17 protein-coding genes are annotated in these 17,942 nt (G+C 53.7%); 11 read left to right on the forward strand and 6 right to left on the reverse strand.

Annotated features, from left to right (window positions below; genetic code table 11):
- Positions 1-2: 2 nt before the first annotated feature.
- Positions 3-674: a DUF1190 family protein gene (locus HU143_RS03655; protein WP_000831528.1), complete on the reverse strand. Its 672-nt coding sequence runs from the start codon at positions 672-674 to the stop codon at positions 3-5.
- Positions 675-886: 212 nt separating this feature from the next.
- The gene (tolC, locus tag HU143_RS03660; protein WP_072162109.1) at positions 887-2,362 is read right to left on the reverse strand and encodes an outer membrane channel protein TolC; all 1,476 of its coding nucleotides are present in this window, start codon (positions 2,360-2,362) and stop codon (positions 887-889) included.
- Positions 2,363-2,562: 200 nt separating this feature from the next.
- Between tolC and nudF the strand changes: the two genes are divergently transcribed.
- Genes nudF through parE form a run of 5 tightly spaced genes read left to right on the forward strand, consistent with a single transcriptional unit; the run spans position 2,563 to position 6,967 of the window.
- A complete protein-coding gene (gene nudF / locus HU143_RS03665; RefSeq protein WP_001231952.1) occupies positions 2,563-3,195 on the forward strand; it encodes an ADP-ribose diphosphatase in 633 nt (210 codons plus the stop codon).
- Entirely contained in the window at positions 3,192-3,614 is a 423-nt protein-coding gene (locus HU143_RS03670; RefSeq protein ID WP_000833404.1) for a DUF1249 family protein, read from the forward strand. The genes nudF and HU143_RS03670 overlap by 4 nt, the downstream gene beginning before the upstream one ends.
- Positions 3,615-3,638: 24 nt before the next feature.
- On the forward strand, positions 3,639-4,466 hold the full coding sequence (gene cpdA, locus HU143_RS03675; protein WP_000444734.1) for a 3',5'-cyclic-AMP phosphodiesterase: 828 nt from the start codon (positions 3,639-3,641) through the stop codon (positions 4,464-4,466).
- Entirely contained in the window at positions 4,466-5,047 is a 582-nt protein-coding gene (gene yqiA, locus HU143_RS03680) for an esterase YqiA (protein WP_000105725.1), read from the forward strand. The genes cpdA and yqiA overlap by 1 nt, the downstream gene beginning before the upstream one ends.
- Positions 5,048-5,074: 27 nt before the next feature.
- Positions 5,075-6,967: a DNA topoisomerase IV subunit B gene (gene parE / locus HU143_RS03685; protein WP_000195318.1), complete on the forward strand. Its 1,893-nt coding sequence runs from the start codon at positions 5,075-5,077 to the stop codon at positions 6,965-6,967.
- Between the two features lie 124 nt (positions 6,968-7,091).
- Here the strand turns inward: parE and HU143_RS03690 are convergent, their stop codons facing one another.
- The 4 genes from HU143_RS03690 to qseB all read right to left on the reverse strand — a co-directional run bounded on the left by HU143_RS03690 (position 7,092) and on the right by qseB (position 10,131).
- The gene (locus HU143_RS03690) at positions 7,092-7,406 is read right to left on the reverse strand and encodes a putative quinol monooxygenase (protein ID WP_000958587.1); all 315 of its coding nucleotides are present in this window, start codon (positions 7,404-7,406) and stop codon (positions 7,092-7,094) included.
- Positions 7,407-7,437: 31 nt separating this feature from the next.
- A complete protein-coding gene (locus HU143_RS03695; protein WP_000065416.1) occupies positions 7,438-8,019 on the reverse strand; it encodes an NAD(P)H-dependent oxidoreductase in 582 nt (193 codons plus the stop codon).
- 106 nt (positions 8,020-8,125) lie between these two features.
- Positions 8,126-9,475 carry a quorum sensing histidine kinase QseC gene (qseC, locus tag HU143_RS03700; protein WP_000779328.1) on the reverse strand — a complete coding sequence of 450 codons (1,350 nt, stop codon included), beginning with the start codon at positions 9,473-9,475 and terminating at the stop codon, positions 8,126-8,128.
- A complete protein-coding gene (gene qseB / locus HU143_RS03705; RefSeq protein ID WP_001221574.1) occupies positions 9,472-10,131 on the reverse strand; it encodes a quorum sensing response regulator transcription factor QseB in 660 nt (219 codons plus the stop codon). Before qseB ends, qseC begins: the two co-directional genes overlap by 4 nt.
- 151 nt (positions 10,132-10,282) lie before the next feature.
- Here qseB and HU143_RS03710 point away from each other — a divergent pair, with 151 nt between their 5' ends.
- The 6 genes from HU143_RS03710 to HU143_RS03735 all read left to right on the forward strand — a co-directional run bounded on the left by HU143_RS03710 (position 10,283) and on the right by HU143_RS03735 (position 17,217).
- Positions 10,283-10,675, forward strand: a complete 393-nt coding sequence (locus HU143_RS03710) for a YgiW/YdeI family stress tolerance OB fold protein (RefSeq protein WP_000731552.1) — start codon at positions 10,283-10,285, stop codon at positions 10,673-10,675.
- 71 nt (positions 10,676-10,746) lie between these two features.
- Positions 10,747-11,613, forward strand: coding sequence for an AraC family transcriptional regulator (locus HU143_RS03715; RefSeq protein ID WP_000998790.1), 867 nt, complete (start codon positions 10,747-10,749; stop codon positions 11,611-11,613).
- A 110-nt stretch (positions 11,614-11,723) separates the two neighbouring features.
- Positions 11,724-13,982, forward strand: coding sequence for a DNA topoisomerase IV subunit A (parC, locus tag HU143_RS03720; RefSeq protein ID WP_080229775.1), 2,259 nt, complete (start codon positions 11,724-11,726; stop codon positions 13,980-13,982).
- 256 nt (positions 13,983-14,238) lie between these two features.
- Positions 14,239-14,976 (forward strand): 1-acylglycerol-3-phosphate O-acyltransferase, encoded by a 738-nt coding sequence (gene plsC, locus HU143_RS03725; protein ID WP_000965730.1) that lies wholly within the window; start codon positions 14,239-14,241, stop codon positions 14,974-14,976.
- A 73-nt stretch (positions 14,977-15,049) separates the two neighbouring features.
- The gene (gene ftsP, locus HU143_RS03730) at positions 15,050-16,462 is read left to right on the forward strand and encodes a cell division protein FtsP (RefSeq protein ID WP_000010658.1); all 1,413 of its coding nucleotides are present in this window, start codon (positions 15,050-15,052) and stop codon (positions 16,460-16,462) included.
- Positions 16,463-16,644: 182 nt separating this feature from the next.
- Positions 16,645-17,217 (forward strand): hypothetical protein, encoded by a 573-nt coding sequence (locus HU143_RS03735; RefSeq protein WP_129406982.1) that lies wholly within the window; start codon positions 16,645-16,647, stop codon positions 17,215-17,217.
- Positions 17,218-17,942: the final 725 nt, after the last annotated feature.

Below are 17,942 nucleotides of genomic sequence, written 5' to 3' on the forward strand. Positions count from 1 at the left end.
TATCAGCCGCCCATCGAACGTGTTGAAGTACCGGCAGCGCTACGCTGCATGGTGCTCTGTTTGGCGACGGATTCGCCAAAACCGCCGCGGGTAACGGTTGTTGTGGTGGCCGGTTTCGGCGCCATCGCGGTTTTCGGTACGGTCATTGTCCGGCCCGGTTGCGCCGCGCCGTAGTTTTTACCTGCCGCATCGGTATATTTGCCGTATGCAGGGCTGGCCGGGTTTTTCGAGCTAAACAGCGGCTGTTGCGCAAAGCCTGCGCCGCCGCCCATCAGACGCCCCATCATGTAACCTGCCATAAGCGGCATCCAGAAACTGCCGCTGGATTGTTGGGCCTGCGCCTGATTTTCCGGCGCCATGCCAGCCTGTGCGGGCGCTTGCTGGCACTGACCTTCGCCAAACTCAGCGACGCAATCTTCGCGTGTAGCGTACTTAGGCGCAGTACGTTCGGCCTCTTTCAGCGCATTGTTATATGCGGTTGTACACTCCGCGCTTTTGCCCGGATTCGCCGCTGAACAGTCATCAGCGTTTTGATACAGCGATACGGTTTCATCGCTTTTTTCACAGCCAGCCAGCATAAAAACAGCCGTAACCGCCAGGGCGACCGGCGTTAAATGCCGCGCGCTCCAGCTTTTGCGAAATGATGCGTGATGGATGGATTTTGTCCGTTTCATATTTGTCTTCCAGGACCCAGTGGTAAATACAACATGCGTTCAGAATAGAGGATGACTGGTCGAAATTGAAGCGAGAAAAGGCGAGAATGCGGCGGAATAGCAGGATCTTTACGTTGTCTTACGTTCAGGCGCGGCTTTATGACAGGTAGCGCCGCGCTTACCAGACCTACAAAGGCACAGGTCTGATAAGCGCAGCGTCAGCGAATAACTTATCAATGCCGGAATGGATTGCCGTTATTGCTGTTGGCGCGAGCGGCGGTCGGCTGTACTGCCGGCGCGGCGCTATGGGCATTATAACCGTCTGCGGCAGCATCCTGCTCTGGCGTTTCCGGCGCTACGCTTTCCGGCGACGTCGGGATAGGTTTACCCAACGTACTGTTAAGCGCGAGCAGATCCTGCTCGTTCAGCGTACCGAGCGCATATTTGATATTTAACTGATTAATCAAATAGGTATAACGCGCGTTGGCCAGTTGCTGCTTGGCATCATACAGAGTGGTGGTGGCATCCAGTACGTCAACAATGGTACGTGTACCGACCGAGTAACCGGCTTCCATTGCATCCAAAGAACTTTGCGCGGAAACGACTGCCTGTTTATACGCGTTGATGCTGCTGATGGAGGCGTTAATATTGTTAAAGGAAGAACGTACGGTCTGCACCACGCTACGGTGCGCGCTTTCCAGCTGTTCGCTTGCGCCGACGAAGTTATACTGCGCCTGTTTTACCTGCGAGTTAACCATCCCGCCTTGATACAGCGGCAGGGAGAAGTTCAGGCCGATTTTATTCTGCCCCATGTTGCTATCGTCGTACTGGGTGGAGTTGGTTTTAGAACCGCTATAAGAGGTATCAGAAATGCCGGTTGAGGCCGTTAAATTCAGCGTCGGCAGATGGCCATCCTGCGCCTGACGGATTTGCTCGCGCGCCAGATCCTGACTTAAACGCGCCTGCAACAGCGACAGGTTACGGTTTTCCGCTTCCTTCAGCAGCGCATTAATAGCTTTGGGTTTGTCGGTTTTAAAATGCTCGACGTTAAGCGACGCCAGCTCCGGGTAATAATTGCCGGTTACCTGGCGCAGCTCTTCTACCGCGTTATCCAGGTTGTTGCGGGCGGTCACTTCATTCGCCAGTACGGTATCATATTGCGCACGGGCGTTTTGCACGTCGGTAATGGCGACCAGACCCACGTTAAAACGTTGCGTCGTTTGATCTAACTGACGGTAGATAGCCTCTTTTTGCGCCTGGGTATAGGAAAGCACATCAATAGCGTTCAATACCTTAAAATACGCGTTCGCGGTATTGAGGATCAGCGTCTGCTGATCGGTCTGATAGGTGACATCCTGAATGCCTGCTGCTTTTTCTTGCAGGGTGAGCCCACGCCATTTCGACATATCAAATAGCGTCTGCGTTAATTGCAGGGAAGCGCTGGTTTCATTGGAGTTGATACCGTTCGCATCGCGATAACCGTTGCTGTAGGTGTAGTCGGCACCCAAACCCAGTTGCGGCAGTAAAGGACTACGCGCTTCGTTAATTTTTTCGAATGCAGCATCGCGATCGGCAGCGGATTTACGCAATTCCGGGTTGCTCAGGCGTGCTTGCTGATAAACTTGCATCAGGTTCTCTGCCTGGCTTAGTGTGCTGAACCCCGACAGGCTCAGGCCGATAAGGATGGGGAGCAATTTCTTCATTTGCATTCCTTGTTGTGAAGCAGTATTTAGCGCTGATCAATTTGTAAAAATAATTGCTGATTCTAGCAGAATCCGCCACTGCAAAAAGTTGGCGTTACGTGCCATACGAGCCTTAATTGGCACCAATTTACCACAAGGGTGATAAAACAGCAGTCAACCACCCTTGAAATTCATCATTTAATCATTATTGCTAGCAGGGCAGCACAATGCGTAAATCAGACAACTTGCCAGTTACTTTCACCAAAAGCGATGTAGAAATTATTGCACGGGAAACGCGCTATCGCGGTTTTTTTTCATTGGATGTGTATCGATTCCGCCATCGTTTATTCAACGGAGAAATGAGTGGCGAGGTAAAGCGCGAAATTTTTGAGCGCGGGCACGCCGCTGTCTTGCTACCCTTTGACCCTGAACGCGACGAGGTGGTGCTGGTCGAACAGATTCGTATTGCCGCATATGACACAAGCGTTACGCCGTGGCTGCTGGAGATGGTCGCCGGCATGATAGAAGAAGGCGAAACCATTGAGGCGGTCGCCCGGCGGGAGGCGATGGAAGAAGCAGGGCTGACCGTGGGCCGCACCCGACCGGTCATCAGTTACCTGGCGAGTCCAGGAGGAACCAGCGAGCGCTCATCTATTCTGGTGGGTGAAGTGGACGCCACGACCGCGGTAGGTATTCATGGTCTGGCGGATGAAAACGAAGATATTCGGGTTCATGTGGTAAGCCGGGAACAGGCATACCAGTGGGTAGAAGAGGGGAAAATCGACAACGCAGCCGCAGTCATCGCTTTGCAATGGCTTCAGTTGCATCATCAAGAGTTAAAAAACGAGTGGAAAAAATGAAGCGTTATACACCTGACTTCCCAGAAATGATGCGTTTGTGCGAAACCAATTTTTCGCAATTGCGCCGCCTGCTGCCGCGCAATGACGCCCCCGGTGAAACGGTGAGCTATCAGGTGGGCAACGTACAATATCGGTTAACGATTGTGGAATCGACCCGATACACTACGCTTGTAACGATCGAGCAAACGGCGCCAGCCATCACCTACTGGAGCCTGCCGTCGCTGACGGTGCGCCTCTACCATGATGCGATGGTGGCTGAAGTGTGTTCAAGCCAGCAGATCTTTCGCTTCAAAGCGCGGTATGATTATCCAAATAAAAAGTTGCATCAACGCGACGAAAAGCATCAAATTAATCAGTTTCTGGCCGACTGGCTACGATTCTGTTTAGCACATGGAGCGATGGCGATTCCGGTTTATTAGCGTCGTGAAACCTAAGGACACCATTTGGAAAGCCTGTTAACCCTACCTCTGGCTGGTGAGGCCCGAGTCAGGATTTTACAAATTACAGATACTCACCTGTTTGCCGAAAAGCATGAAACGCTGTTAGGCGTCAATACCTGGGAAAGTTACCAGGCCGTGCTGGAGGCTATTCGGGCGCAACAGTATGAATATGATCTGATCGTGGCGACCGGCGATCTGGCGCAGGATCAATCCGCTGCGGCTTATCAGCATTTTGCTGAGGGTATCGCAAGCTTTCGCGCGCCTTGCGTTTGGCTACCGGGCAATCATGATTTTCAGCCGGCAATGTACAGCGCGCTGCAAGAGGCGGGGATTTCCCCGGCTAAACGCGTGTTAATCGGTGAACAATGGCAGATTTTGTTGCTGGATAGCCAGGTGTTTGGCGTCCCGCATGGCGAACTGAGCGAGTTCCAACTGGAATGGCTTGAGCGTAAGCTCGCCGATGCGCCAGAGAGACAGACATTGCTCCTGTTGCACCACCATCCGTTGCCGGCAGGGTGCAGTTGGCTGGATCAGCACAGCTTGCGTAATGCTGGTGAGCTGGATAGCGTGCTGGCGAATTTCCCGCGTGTAAAGTATCTGCTATGCGGACATATTCACCAGGAGCTGGATCTCGACTGGAACGGACGGCGTCTGCTGGCGTCGCCGTCAACCTGCGTACAGTTCAAACCGCACTGCGCTAACTTTACGCTGGATACTATCGCGCCGGGCTGGCGTACGCTGGAGCTCCAGGCGAACGGCGTCCTGGAGACGGAAGTGCATCGCCTGCAGGATACCCGGTTCCGACCCGATACCGCTTCGGAAGGATACTGATGTCTACGCTTCTCTATTTGCACGGATTCAACAGTTCCCCTCGCTCGGCAAAAGCGTGCCAGCTAAAAAACTGGCTGGCGGAGCGTCATCCGCATGTTGAGATGATCGTCCCTCAACTGCCGCCCTATCCTGCCGATGCGGCGGAGTTGCTGGAATCTCTCGTGCTTGAGCATGGCGGTGCGCCATTAGGGCTGGTAGGATCGTCGCTGGGTGGTTATTACGCCACCTGGCTGTCGCAATGTTTTATGCTGCCGGCTGTGGTGGTGAATCCCGCCGTGCGGCCCTTTGAATTACTGACCGACTATCTCGGTCAGAACGAGAACCCCTACACCGGGCAGCAATATGTGCTAGAGTCTCGCCATATTTATGATCTTAAAGTCATGCAGATTGACCCGCTGGAAGCGCCAGACCTGATCTGGCTACTGCAACAGACGGGCGATGAAGTGCTGGATTACCGCCAGGCGGTGGCATATTACGCCTCCTGCCGTCAGACAGTGACCGAGGGGGGTAATCACGCATTCACGGGCTTCGAAGATTATTTCAACCAGATTGTCGATTTTCTTGGACTGCACAGTTGCTGACAATCAATTCGAATTGCTAATTAAACCATGACGCAAACTTATAACGCTGATGCCATTGAGGTACTCACTGGGCTTGAGCCGGTACGCCGCCGCCCGGGGATGTACACCGATACGACTCGCCCCAACCATTTGGGTCAGGAAGTAATTGATAATAGTGTGGATGAAGCACTGGCAGGTCACGCCAAACGCGTGGATGTCATTTTACATGCCGATCAATCGCTGGAAGTGATTGACGACGGACGCGGGATGCCGGTGGATATCCATCCGGAAGAGGGGGTTCCGGCGGTAGAACTGATCCTCTGTCGGCTTCATGCCGGCGGTAAATTCTCCAATAAGAACTATCAGTTCTCTGGTGGTCTGCATGGGGTGGGGATTTCGGTCGTGAATGCCCTGTCAAAGCGCGTGGAAGTGACCGTGCGCCGCGACGGTCAGGTCTATAACATCGCGTTTGAAAACGGCGAAAAAGTGCAGGATTTGCAGGTTGTCGGCACCTGCGGTAAACGTAATACTGGCACCAGCGTCCATTTCTGGCCGGACGAAAGTTTCTTCGACAGCCCGCGTTTTTCTGTCTCTCGCTTAATGCACGTTCTGAAAGCAAAAGCGGTGCTGTGTCCCGGCGTGGAAATCACTTTTAAAGATGAAGTGAATAACAGCGAGCAGCGCTGGTGCTACCAGGATGGCCTGAACGACTATCTGGGCGAAGCGGTAAACGGCCTGCCGACGCTGCCGGAAAAGCCGTTTATCGGTAATTTTAACGGTGAAACGGAAGCGGTTGACTGGGCGCTATTGTGGCTGCCGGAAGGCGGCGAATTACTGACGGAAAGCTACGTCAACCTGATCCCGACCATGCAGGGGGGGACGCACGTCAACGGTCTGCGCCAGGGCCTGCTCGACGCGATGCGCGAATTTTGCGAATACCGCAATATTCTGCCGCGCGGCGTCAAACTGTCGGCGGAAGATATCTGGGATCGCTGCGCTTATGTGCTCTCCGTGAAAATGCAGGACCCGCAATTTGCCGGGCAGACCAAAGAGCGTCTGTCGTCGCGTCAATGTGCGGCATTTGTTTCCGGCGTGGTGAAAGATGCCTTCAGCCTGTGGCTGAACCAGAACGTGCAGGCGGCGGAACAACTGGCAGAGATGGCGATTGCCAGCGCGCAGCGGCGACTGCGCGCCGCAAAAAAAGTGGTACGCAAAAAGCTCACCAGCGGTCCGGCGTTGCCGGGGAAACTGGCGGACTGTACCGCGCAGGATCTTAATCGGACCGAGCTGTTCCTTGTGGAAGGGGATTCGGCGGGCGGTTCCGCCAAGCAGGCGCGCGATCGCGAATATCAGGCGATCATGCCGCTCAAAGGTAAGATCCTTAACACCTGGGAAGTCTCTTCCGATGAAGTGCTGGCCTCGCAAGAGGTGCATGATATTTCCGTGGCGATCGGTATCGATCCGGACAGCGACGATCTGAGTCAGCTGCGCTACGGCAAGATCTGTATCCTGGCGGATGCGGACTCCGATGGTTTGCATATCGCTACTCTGCTTTGCGCGCTGTTTGTCAGACATTTCCGCGCGCTGGTGAAGAATGGTCATGTCTACGTCGCGCTACCGCCGCTATACCGTATCGATTTGGGTAAAGAGGTCTATTACGCGCTGACGGAAGAAGAGAAGGCGGGCGTACTGGAACAACTGAAGCGTAAGAAAGGCAAGCCGAACGTACAGCGTTTCAAAGGCCTGGGTGAAATGAACCCGATGCAGTTACGCGAAACCACGCTTGATCCAAATACTCGCCGCCTGGTGCAGCTCACCATTAGCGATGAAGACGATCAGCGTACTAACGCGATGATGGATATGCTGCTGGCGAAGAAACGTTCTGAAGATCGACGCAACTGGCTACAGGAAAAAGGCGATCTCGCGGATCTCGACGTGTAACGGTTGTTGCACGCTTTATCCGGTCTGCATGCCGCAGGCCGGATAAGCGAATCCGACATGACGCCGCAGCCTGATGGCGACACTTGCGCATCGCATCAGGGCGACGTCAGACGAGGGTAATAACTTAAACGCCGGATTCCAGAATACGAATATTCATTTCCAGCACATCGTCTTTTACCGCGTCGCTGTAGGCTTTCATATGCGGGGTTTGCAGATGCGCCTCAAGGTGCGCAACGCTTTCCCACTGTTCAATCATCACGATCGAGTCAGGCGCCAGAGTCTGAAAACTCACGCCCGCGGCATGATCCACCATCGGCGCGTAACCGTGGCACCCCTCTTCTTTAAGAACGGTTGGAATAATTTTCGCAAACTGGTCGAGGACGGCCTGACGGTGATGTTGGCCCGGACGTGTGCGAATTTCGGCAATGACGGTAAGCATGGTTAACTCCTTCTAATTCCAGGATGACCAGTTAAGCAAAAATTTCGCTCAGATGCTTGCGATATTCTGCGGTATAGCGCGGAACATCCGGCATTTTAATCACGTCGTTGGCAATAAACGTTGGCAGCGCGTCCATGCCCAGGAACTGGTTGGCTTTATGGAATGGCAGATAGACGCCATCTACGCCTACACCGTGGAAAAACTGATCTTTTTCGGTAAATGCTTCCATCGGCGCGTTCCACGTCAGTGACAGCATATATTTTTTCCCCTGCACCAGACCGCCGGAACCGTACTTTTTAGCGGCATCGGAACGCGTGCGGCCATCGCTGGCATAGAGCGTACCGTGACCTTCGGTAAAGACATCATCCATATATTTTTTTACTGTCCATGGCGCGCCCATCCACCAGCCTGGCATCTGCCAAATCACCACGTCAGCCCAGACGAAATTCTGCACCTCTTCTTTAATGTCATAGTCGCTGTCGGCGCGGACGATCTTAACCTGATGACCCAGATCGCGCAGAAGCCCATCGGCAACTTCGGTCAGGGTGTCATTTAACTGGCCGTTGGAGTGCGCGAATTTTTTCGCCCCGTTGATAATCAGGATGTTACTCATTTTGTGTCCTCAAGAAATGCGTTTGCTGCTGATTCTACGCTGACGGGCGGTGCGGTGAAATTAGCAAAATGTGCAAAGTCTTTTGCGTTTTTGGCAAAAGTCTGTGTTACCAACTTACTACGGCCTCAAATCCACCTTCCGCGGCGTTGCCAAACGACACCGTCATGCCGTGCAGCGTAGCGATGCGGCGGACGATTGATAATCCCAGACCGCTGCCGGTCACACTTTGGCCTGGCGGGCGGTAAAAACGCTCGCCGATATGCGTCAGAATCTCTGGCGCTACGCCGGGGCCATTATCTCTGACGGTGAAGCTGCGGGCATGTAAGGTAACGTCGACGACGCTGCCCTGCGGACTGTAGCGAATCGCATTATCCAGCAGGTTACGCACTAACAGGCTTAAGAGTAGCGGCTGGCCGGTACGTATGACGTCATGGGCGTTAAGCTGTAAACGCACGTCGATATTCGCCTGCTGCGCCGGATGATAAATATCCATTACCGCGGACTGCAGCAGCTCCTCCAGCGAAATCTCCGCTACATCCTGCAAATTATTGAGCGAGTCGAGACGCGATAACGTCAGTAGCTGATCGACCAGCCGTGTGGCGCGATCGATCCCCGCATGGAGCTGGGTCAGCGCTTTATCACGCGATAGCGGATCGTCGCCCGAGAGCTGCGCCACCTCGGTTTGTACTTTCAGCGCGGCCAGCGGGCTGCGCAATTCATGGGCGGCGTCGGAGGTAAATCGCCGTTCGCGCACCATCATGGAGTGGATGCGGCTAAAAAGCTGATTAAGCGCTTCGACCAGTGGGCGAACCTCGCTCGGTACGCCTTTGGCGTCGAGCGGCGTTTCCGATTCCGGCGACCGGAAGCGCAGCGCCTGCGCCAGTTTTTTCAACGGTCTGAGCTCGCGGTGAAGCAGGAGTAATAAAATCAGTAGCATGAAGGGAAGGGCGATCAGCCACGGCGTTAATTGCGCCGCCACGATCGCCAGCGCCATATCTTCGCGGTAATCCCACTCCTGACCGACGACGATACGATACTTACCGTCCGCCGAGTTCAACCACAAAAAACGCCAGAGGTCGTTGTCATCCTTCAGATAGCCATTGTCGAAACCTTCCCGGCGATAGCGATACGGAATATCCTGGCCGTTGTCGCCATCATGCAGCAACATTTTGCCGTCAGCGGAAAAGATGGCAAACGCCAGCGCATCGTCATCGATATGCCCATGTTTTAATTTCTTTGGCGTATGCGCCATGCGCTGCGGGGCGTTGATCTCGTTAAGATCGAGGGTGCTAAGCCGTCTGGCGAACAACATCAACTGTGTGTCAAACAGCTCGTCGACATTATCCGTCGTCTTTCTCCAGGCCACAAAACTGGAAATTGCCCAGGTGATGGAGACCAGAATCAGGAAAATAAGCGTCAGCCTGACGCGCAGGCTGAGACGTTGCGTCAATTTCATGCGTCACCCAGGGTGTAGCCGATGCCGTGTACGGTGCGAATAAATTCGCTGCCGAGCTTGCGGCGTAAATGATGAACATGGACTTCCACTGCATTGCTGGACACGTCGTCATCCCAGTTATACAGCTTCTCTTCAATAAGCTTGCGCGGCAGCACGCGACCTTTGTTGCGCAGTAAGAGTTCCAGCAACGCGAACTCTTTTGGTTTTAAGGCCAGCGGTTCGCCGGCAAGCGTCGCGACGAGATTGCCTGGATTGAGCGTCACCTGGCCGTGGCGCAATTCGCTACTGGCCTGACCGCTGGCGCGGCGTACCAGCGCCTCCAGACGGGCGGCGACCTCAATGAGCGCGAAAGGTTTACATAAATAGTCATCGGCGCCCAGACGTAGCCCCTCGACGCGCTCTGCTAACGCGTCGCGCGCCGTCAGGATCAGTACCGGTTCCTGTTTACCCTTTTCGCGCCATTCGCGCAAAATATCCCGTCCGTCCATGCCTGGCAGCGTCAAATCTAAAATAACCGCATCATAAGGCGCGCTGTAAAGCGCCTCTTTGCCCGGACGTCCCTCGGTAAACCAGTCGACGCTGAAACCCATTTTACTCAGGCCCGCTTTTATGCCATCGCCAATAAGTGTGTCATCTTCTACCAGTAAAATTCGCATCTGTTCTTCCTTGCGGTAACTCGCGTTGCCGTCAGTTAACCTTGTCGCCGCAGGCGATGTACAGAAAAAAAGATTCTTTTTTTGCCTTAAGAAGTTGTTAAGGATTACCTTATTAAATGGATCTGAAACGACATGAAAGGGAAAAGTAATCATGAAAAAATTAGCTGCAATCGTTGCCGTTATGGCACTGTGTTCTACCCCGGTTCTGGCGGCTCAGCAGGGCGGTTTCTCCGGCCCGTCGGCGACGCAAACGCAAGGCGGCGGATTTGTCGGCCCGAACGGCAGCAGCACGACGGTAGAGAGCGCTAAATCGCTGCGTGACGATGCGTGGGTAACGCTGCGCGGGAATATCGTCGAGCGCATTTCCGACGACCTGTATGTGTTTAAAGATGCGACCGGTACTATCAATGTGGATATTGACCACAAGCGCTGGAACGGCCTGACCGTAACCCCGCAGGATACCGTTGAAATTCAGGGTGAAGTGGATAAAGACTGGAACTCTGTCGAAATCGACGTAAAACAGATTCGTAAAGTGAATCCGTAATCCCACATTGCGCAAGATCGGTCAGGATTCACAGCCGCCCGGTGGGCAGAATAGGCCACAAGGAGGCAGTGATGAATGACCTGATCAGCGCGGCTTATTCCGAACGTCTGCGGCGCGTTTGCGACCACATTGAGCGTCATCTGGATGAGCCTCTGTCGATTGAGGCGTTAAGCCGGATGGCGCACAGCTCGCCGTTTCATTTTCACCGGCAGTTTACCACCTGGAGCGGGCTTCCGCTCTATCGCTATATCCAGTGGTTGCGTTTGCGCCGGGCGTCATGGCGGCTGGCGTTTAACCCGCAGGATAAAGTTATCGATATCGCGCTGGATGCCGGGTTTCAGAATCCGGAGTCGTTCACACGTGCTTTCAAAACCGCGTTTGGTCAAAGCCCGCGCCGGTTTCGGCAATCGCCGGACTGGCTGGCCTGGCACCAGCGCGTTCCTAAACTTGCGTTACAGGAGCAGCATGTCATGGACGTAAAAATCGTTGAATTTCCACCTACCCGCGTCGCGATGCTGACGCATCTGGGGCATCCGGATAAGGTCAACGCCAGCGCGGCGAAATTTATTGCATGGCGGCGCGAAACGGGGCAGTCGCCGATTGCCAGCAGTCAAACTTTTGGTATTGCCTGGCACGACCCGCAGACGACGCCGCCGGATCAATTCCGCTTTGATATCTGCGGCAGCGTCCACCAGCCGATAGCCGAAAATGACGTTGGCGTGGTGAATAGCGAGATTCCTGGCGGGCGCTGCGCGGTGGTACGCCATCAGGGATCGCTCGACAGCCTCCCGGAGAGCGTGTGGTATTTATTCCGCGAATGGCTACCGGCCAGCGGCGAGACGCTGCGCGATTTTCCGGTCTTCTTCCAGTACCTGAATTTCGTCCATGAGGTGGCGGAACATGAGCTGCTGACGGATATCTATCTGCCGCTTCGTTAACTTCCTCGTCACCTGGCTCACGGTTTGTGACTCAGACCGTGAGATAGGGTATTATCTGCGGCAATATTGCCGTCCGAACGGTCAGCATGCAGATTGAGGATCCCCTGTTAATGAGCGATATGGCAGAGCGCCTTGCGCTACATGAATTTACGGAAAACGCCTACTTAAACTACTCCATGTACGTGATCATGGATCGTGCGTTGCCGTTTATTGGCGACGGCCTGAAGCCGGTACAGCGCCGCATCGTCTATGCGATGTCAGAGCTGGGGCTGAACGCCAGCGCTAAATTTAAAAAATCCGCCCGTACCGTCGGTGACGTACTGGGTAAGTATCATCCGCACGGCGACAGAGCCTGCTATGAAGCCATGGTGCTGATGGCGCAGCCGTTCTCTTACCGTTACCCGCTGGTCGATGGCCAGGGAAACTGGGGCGCGCCGGATGATCCGAAGTCATTCGCGGCAATGCGTTATACCGAATCTCGCCTGTCCAAATATGCCGAGCTGCTGTTAAGCGAACTCGGCCAGGGGACGGCGGACTGGGTGCCAAACTTCGACGGCACGATGCAGGAACCGAAAATGTTACCGGCGCGTCTGCCGAACATCCTGCTGAACGGCACCACCGGTATAGCGGTGGGCATGGCAACAGATATCCCGCCGCACAACCTGCGCGAAGTGGCGAAAGCGGCGATTACGCTGATTGAGCAGCCGAAAACGACGCTGGATCAGTTGCTGGATATCGTCCAGGGGCCGGATTACCCGACCGAAGCGGAGATCATTACCCCACGTGCGGAAATTCGTAAAATTTACGAAAACGGGCGGGGCTCCGTGCGTATGCGCGCGGTATGGACCAAAGAAGACGGCGCTGTGGTAATTTCCGCGCTGCCGCATCAGGTCTCTGGCGCGAAAGTGCTGGAGCAGATTGCTGCGCAGATGCGCAATAAAAAACTGCCGATGGTGGACGACCTGCGCGATGAATCGGATCACGAAAACCCGACGCGTTTAGTGATTGTCCCGCGCTCCAACCGTGTGGATATGGAGCAGGTGATGAACCATCTGTTCGCCACCACCGATCTGGAAAAAAGCTACCGTATTAACCTGAACATGATCGGTCTGGATGGTCGTCCGGCGGTGAAAAACCTGCTGGAGATCCTCACCGAGTGGCTGGCGTTCCGCCGCGACACGGTGCGCCGTCGTCTGAACTATCGTCTGGAGAAAGTGCTTAAGCGCCTGCATATCCTCGAAGGTTTGCTGGTGGCGTTTCTCAACATCGACGAAGTGATTGAGATTATCCGTAACGAGGATGAGCCGAAACCCGCGCTGATGTCGCGTTTCGGCATCAGCGAAACCCAGGCGGAAGCGATTCTCGAACTGAAACTGCGCCATCTCGCCAAACTGGAAGAGATGAAAATTCGCGGCGAGCAGGACGAGCTGGAAAAAGAGCGTGACCAGTTGCAGGGCATTCTCGCGTCCGAACGCAAAATGAATACCTTGCTGAAAAAAGAGCTACAGGCAGATTCCGATGCCTATGGCGACGATCGCCGTTCTCCGCTGCGTGAGCGCGAAGAAGCTAAAGCGATGAGCGAACACGACATGCTGCCGTCCGAACCGGTGACTATCGTGCTGTCGCAGATGGGCTGGGTGCGCAGCGCCAAAGGTCATGATATTGATGCGCCGGGGCTTAACTATAAAGCGGGCGACAGCTTTAAAGCCGCGGTGAAAGGTAAGAGTAATCAACCGGTGGTGTTTATTGATACCACCGGGCGCAGCTATGCTATTGATCCCATTACGCTTCCGTCGGCGCGTGGGCAGGGCGAGCCGCTGACCGGCAAACTCACGCTGCCGCCGGGGGCGACCGTAGAGCATATGCTGATGGAAGGCGATGACCAGAAACTGCTGATGGCGTCGGATGCGGGCTACGGCTTCGTTTGTACGTTTAACGATCTGGTTGCCCGTAACCGTGCCGGTAAGGCGTTGATTACACTGCCGGAAAATTCGCACGTCATGCCGCCGCTGGTGATTGAAGACGAGCACGATATGCTGCTGGCGATTACCCAGGCCGGACGGATGTTGATGTTCCCGGTAGACTCTCTGCCGCAGCTGTCGAAAGGCAAAGGGAATAAGATCATTAATATCCCCTCTGCGGAAGCGGCGAAAGGCGATGATGGACTGGCGCACCTGTACGTGCTGCCGCCACAAAGCACTCTGACTATCCATGTCGGGAAGCGCAAAATCAAACTGCGCCCTGAAGAGTTACAGAAGGTGGTCGGCGAACGCGGACGCCGTGGCACATTAATGCGCGGCCTGCAGCGTATCGATCGCATTGAGATTGATTCGCCGCATCGCGTAAGTCATGGCGACAGCGAAGAGTAAGACAGGGGCACCCGTAAGCCGGACAAGGCATTTAAGCCGCCATCCGGCGATCTGCCGTTGCCGGATGACGACGCAGTAGCGTCTTATCCGGCCTACGGTTTCAGATCGGATTAACATTAAAATTTCCCGTAAAACCGTTGTTTATTCGTGCATTGCGATTAACAATACGTTTTTCCAGAGAGCCACACTTACCAAAATCCTAACCTGAATTTCAGGTGACGTAGAATGCCGGGCTCTTAGGCCTTCAGAGGTTGTTATGCTATATATTTTTCGTCTTATTGTTACCGTTATTTACTCCATTCTGGTCTGTGTTTTCGGTTCTATTTACTGCCTTTTCAGCCCACGTAACCCAAAACACGTGGCGACGTTTGGACATATGTTCGGCCGTCTGGCCCCGCTGTTTGGCCTGAAAGTGGAGTGCCGCAAACCCGCCGACGCGGAAAACTATGGCAATGCTATCTATATTGCTAACCATCAGAATAATTATGATATGGTCACGGCGGCGAATATTGTGCAGCCGCCAACGGTGACGGTGGGGAAAAAAAGCCTGCTTTGGATCCCGTTTTTTGGGCAACTGTACTGGCTGACCGGTAATCTGTTGATTGACCGTAATAACCGCGCCAAAGCGCATAGCACCATTGCGGCAGTAGTTAACCATTTTAAAAAGCGCCGTATTTCTATCTGGATGTTCCCTGAAGGTACGCGTAGCCGGGGACGCGGTCTGCTGCCGTTTAAAACCGGCGCGTTTCATGCGGCTATCGCGGCTGGTGTGCCGATCATTCCTGTCTGCGTTTCCAACACCTCTAACAAAGTCAATCTAAACCGCCTGAACAACGGACTGGTTATTGTGGAAATGCTGCCGCCAGTCGACGTCAGCGAATATGGTAAAGATCAGGTTCGCGAGCTGGCGGCCCACTGCCGTGCGTTAATGGAGCAAAAAATCGCGGAACTTGATAAAGAGGTTGCGGAACGTGAAGCGACCGGTAAGGTTTAAGCAGCTTTACTCTGTTATTGTAGAAATCATTTTTTCAGGCACAACTCTTTAGCCTGTTTTACATGGAGCTTATATGTCATTCAGTCGGCGTCAGTTTCTTCAGGCATCGGGAATCGCACTATGTGCAGGCGCGATTCCCCTCAGGGCGAATGCTGCCGGTCAGCAACAGCCGTTGCCTGTTCCGCCGTTGCTGGAGTCCCGTCGCGGGCAGCCGTTGTTTATGACGCTACAGCGAGCGCACTGGTCCTTTACGCAAGGCACGCGCGCGCCGGTCTGGGGAGTGAACGGTCGTTATCTGGGGCCGACAATCCGCGTCTGGAAAGGCGATGACGTTAAACTCATCTATAGCAACCGCCTGGCGGAAAATGTCTCCATGACGGTTGCTGGTTTACTGGTGCCGGGGCCGCTGATGGGTGGCCCGGCGCGTATGATGTCGCCGAACGCGGACTGGGCGCCGGTGTTGCCGATTCGTCAGAGCGCCGCGACGCTGTGGTATCATGCTAACACGCCTAACCGCACCGCGCAGCAGGTGTATAACGGCCTGGCCGGAATGTGGCTGGTCGAAGACGACATCAGTAAAACGCTGCCCATTCCGAACCATTACGGCGTGGATGATTTTCCCGTCATTATCCAGGATAAACGGCTGGATAACTTTGGGACGCCGGAGTACAGCGAACCGGGCAGCGGTGGTTTTGTCGGCGATACGCTGCTGGTGAACGGCGCGCAAAGCCCCTATGTCGAAGTGTCCCGCGGCTGGGTGCGGTTACGGTTGTTGAACGCCTCGAACTCGCGGCGCTATCAGCTTCAGATGAGCGATGGCCGGGCGCTGCATGTGATTTCAGGCGATCAGGGCTTTTTACCTGCGCCGGTTTCCGTCAAACAGTTGTCACTGGCGCCCGGCGAGCGACGTGAAATCCTGGTTGATATGACCAACGGCGACGAAGTCTCGATCACCTGCGGGGAAGCGGCCAGCATAGTCGATCGGATTCGCGGTTTCTTTGAGCCTTCCAGTATTCTGGTTTCGACCCTGGTGCTGACGTTACGGCCAACCGGATTGCTGCCGCTGGTGACCGATAATCTGCCGATGCGTCTGTTGCCGACGGAGATCATGAGCGGCGCGCCTGTCCGCAGTCGGGACATCAGTCTTGGCGACGATCCGGGGATTAACGGCCAACTGTGGGATGTGAATCGCATTGATATTACCGCCCAACAAGGCACCTGGGAGCGCTGGACGGTACGCGCCGATATGCCGCAGTCGTTCCATATTGAGGGCGTCTCTTTCCTGATTCGTAACGTCAACGGCGCTATGCCGTTCCCGGAAGATAGAGGCTGGAAAGATACCGTCTGGGTGGATGGGCAAGTCGAATTGCTGGTCTACTACGGTCAGCCGTCCTGGCCGCACTTCCCGTTCTATTTCAACAGCCAGACGCTGGAAATGGCTGATCGCGGCTCGATTGGGCAAATGCTGGTGAATCCGGCGTCGTAAAGGCGAACCAGGGATATTCGATGAGAATCAATGAAGAGGGATGACGGCTGCTGACGTTCTGGATGTTTACTGCAGGCGGCTATCTTATTCTGCTCTTCGTTGTTATTTGCCTGGCTTTTTTGTTCCAAACGCCTCGTCGCGTGTTGCTGTGGATTGCTTTGCCATAGATTGCGCTGGTTCTTTTGCTATGGTTTGCTGCGGATGATGAAACGCTTTTCTTTCCGATTAGTGCAGGGTGGATGCTGGGGCTTAGTTTATTGTTGGCGCTACTGTTTAGCCACCGATTACGCCAACCACACCACCTTTGGGCCGGGTGCCATGTGGTCGTATTGCTGCTGTTGTTGGCGCACATGGGGGATATTCTCGATAGGCATCATCGGCGCGATGCCTATCAGGCACAGCAGGTGGCGGAAGAAACGCTGTTACGAAAAATCGATACGACTGATGACCGCGTTTTTTTAAATCATTTGATGTCGCAAGCCATGCAGCCGCAAAACGCAGGGGATTGGGGGACGAATAGGCGGATTGAGCATCTCGCAAAACGCATTTCCCCTTTTGATATTGCGGGCGGAACTGAAAAAATTTGGTTGGTTTTGGCCATCGACCGGCTTAATCGTTCTGCTGTTGGGACGTTTGCCTCCTGGTTTATTGGCGATTCTGTACAGGCAAAGCAATATCGGCATCAGCTCTTACAAAACAATCCATTATTGGACCTACTGAATCGTGTTTTTAATGATAGTACGGCTGATGAATAAACTTTTCTGCAACAACAACTTTTGGCGCGAGATATTTGTACCAGTTTGATTAGCGTCGTGCCGGAATTATTGACGGACGAACTGTATGCACAAGCCGTTGCCTTTGATAATAGCAACAAACCGGAACCTTTCTCATGGCAGTTTGAATTTGATGTGTTTTATCATCAGAAAAAATAGCGGGCAATAATGAATTTGGGAAACGGATGGAGTTTGTTGTTGATGATAATATCCTCCGTGCCGGGCAATATATACAATCATTGTATTCACTATAGTTATTAGTGCGTTTAGCTCGCTGTGTTATCGGAAAATAGGAACGAGGAATTTGAACTCAGTAATGAGCATGGAAAGTAAGGATACTTTATGGGTGAATCATTTGCGTGGATGATGTGGGATTCAGTAATATTGATGAGCGCGTGGGGTATTTATGGCGTTGTATTATTGAGGTTAATTGTCGGCGCATTTGATTCTTTGCGCTATCGGCGGGTTTTCTTGCGTGTTGTTCTTCCGCAGGTGAGCGTTGTCTGTGTAGTGTGGGGAGGATTATTCTGGATTGATTCAAAAGATATTTATATCGTATATTTATTGATATCAGGATTGCTGCCCTCGATAATAATTGCTATTTTTTCTAGTCGAGAGTCTCCATTTTTTATACTGGGAACTATCGTGTCCCATACTATTTTTTTGTTCGTTTTCGTTTATGTGATGGACGGCCCGCGATTATGGCA

The organism is Salmonella sp. SJTUF14076 (assembly GCF_015534835.1).
Classification (GTDB): Bacteria; Pseudomonadota; Gammaproteobacteria; order Enterobacterales; family Enterobacteriaceae; genus Salmonella; species Salmonella enterica.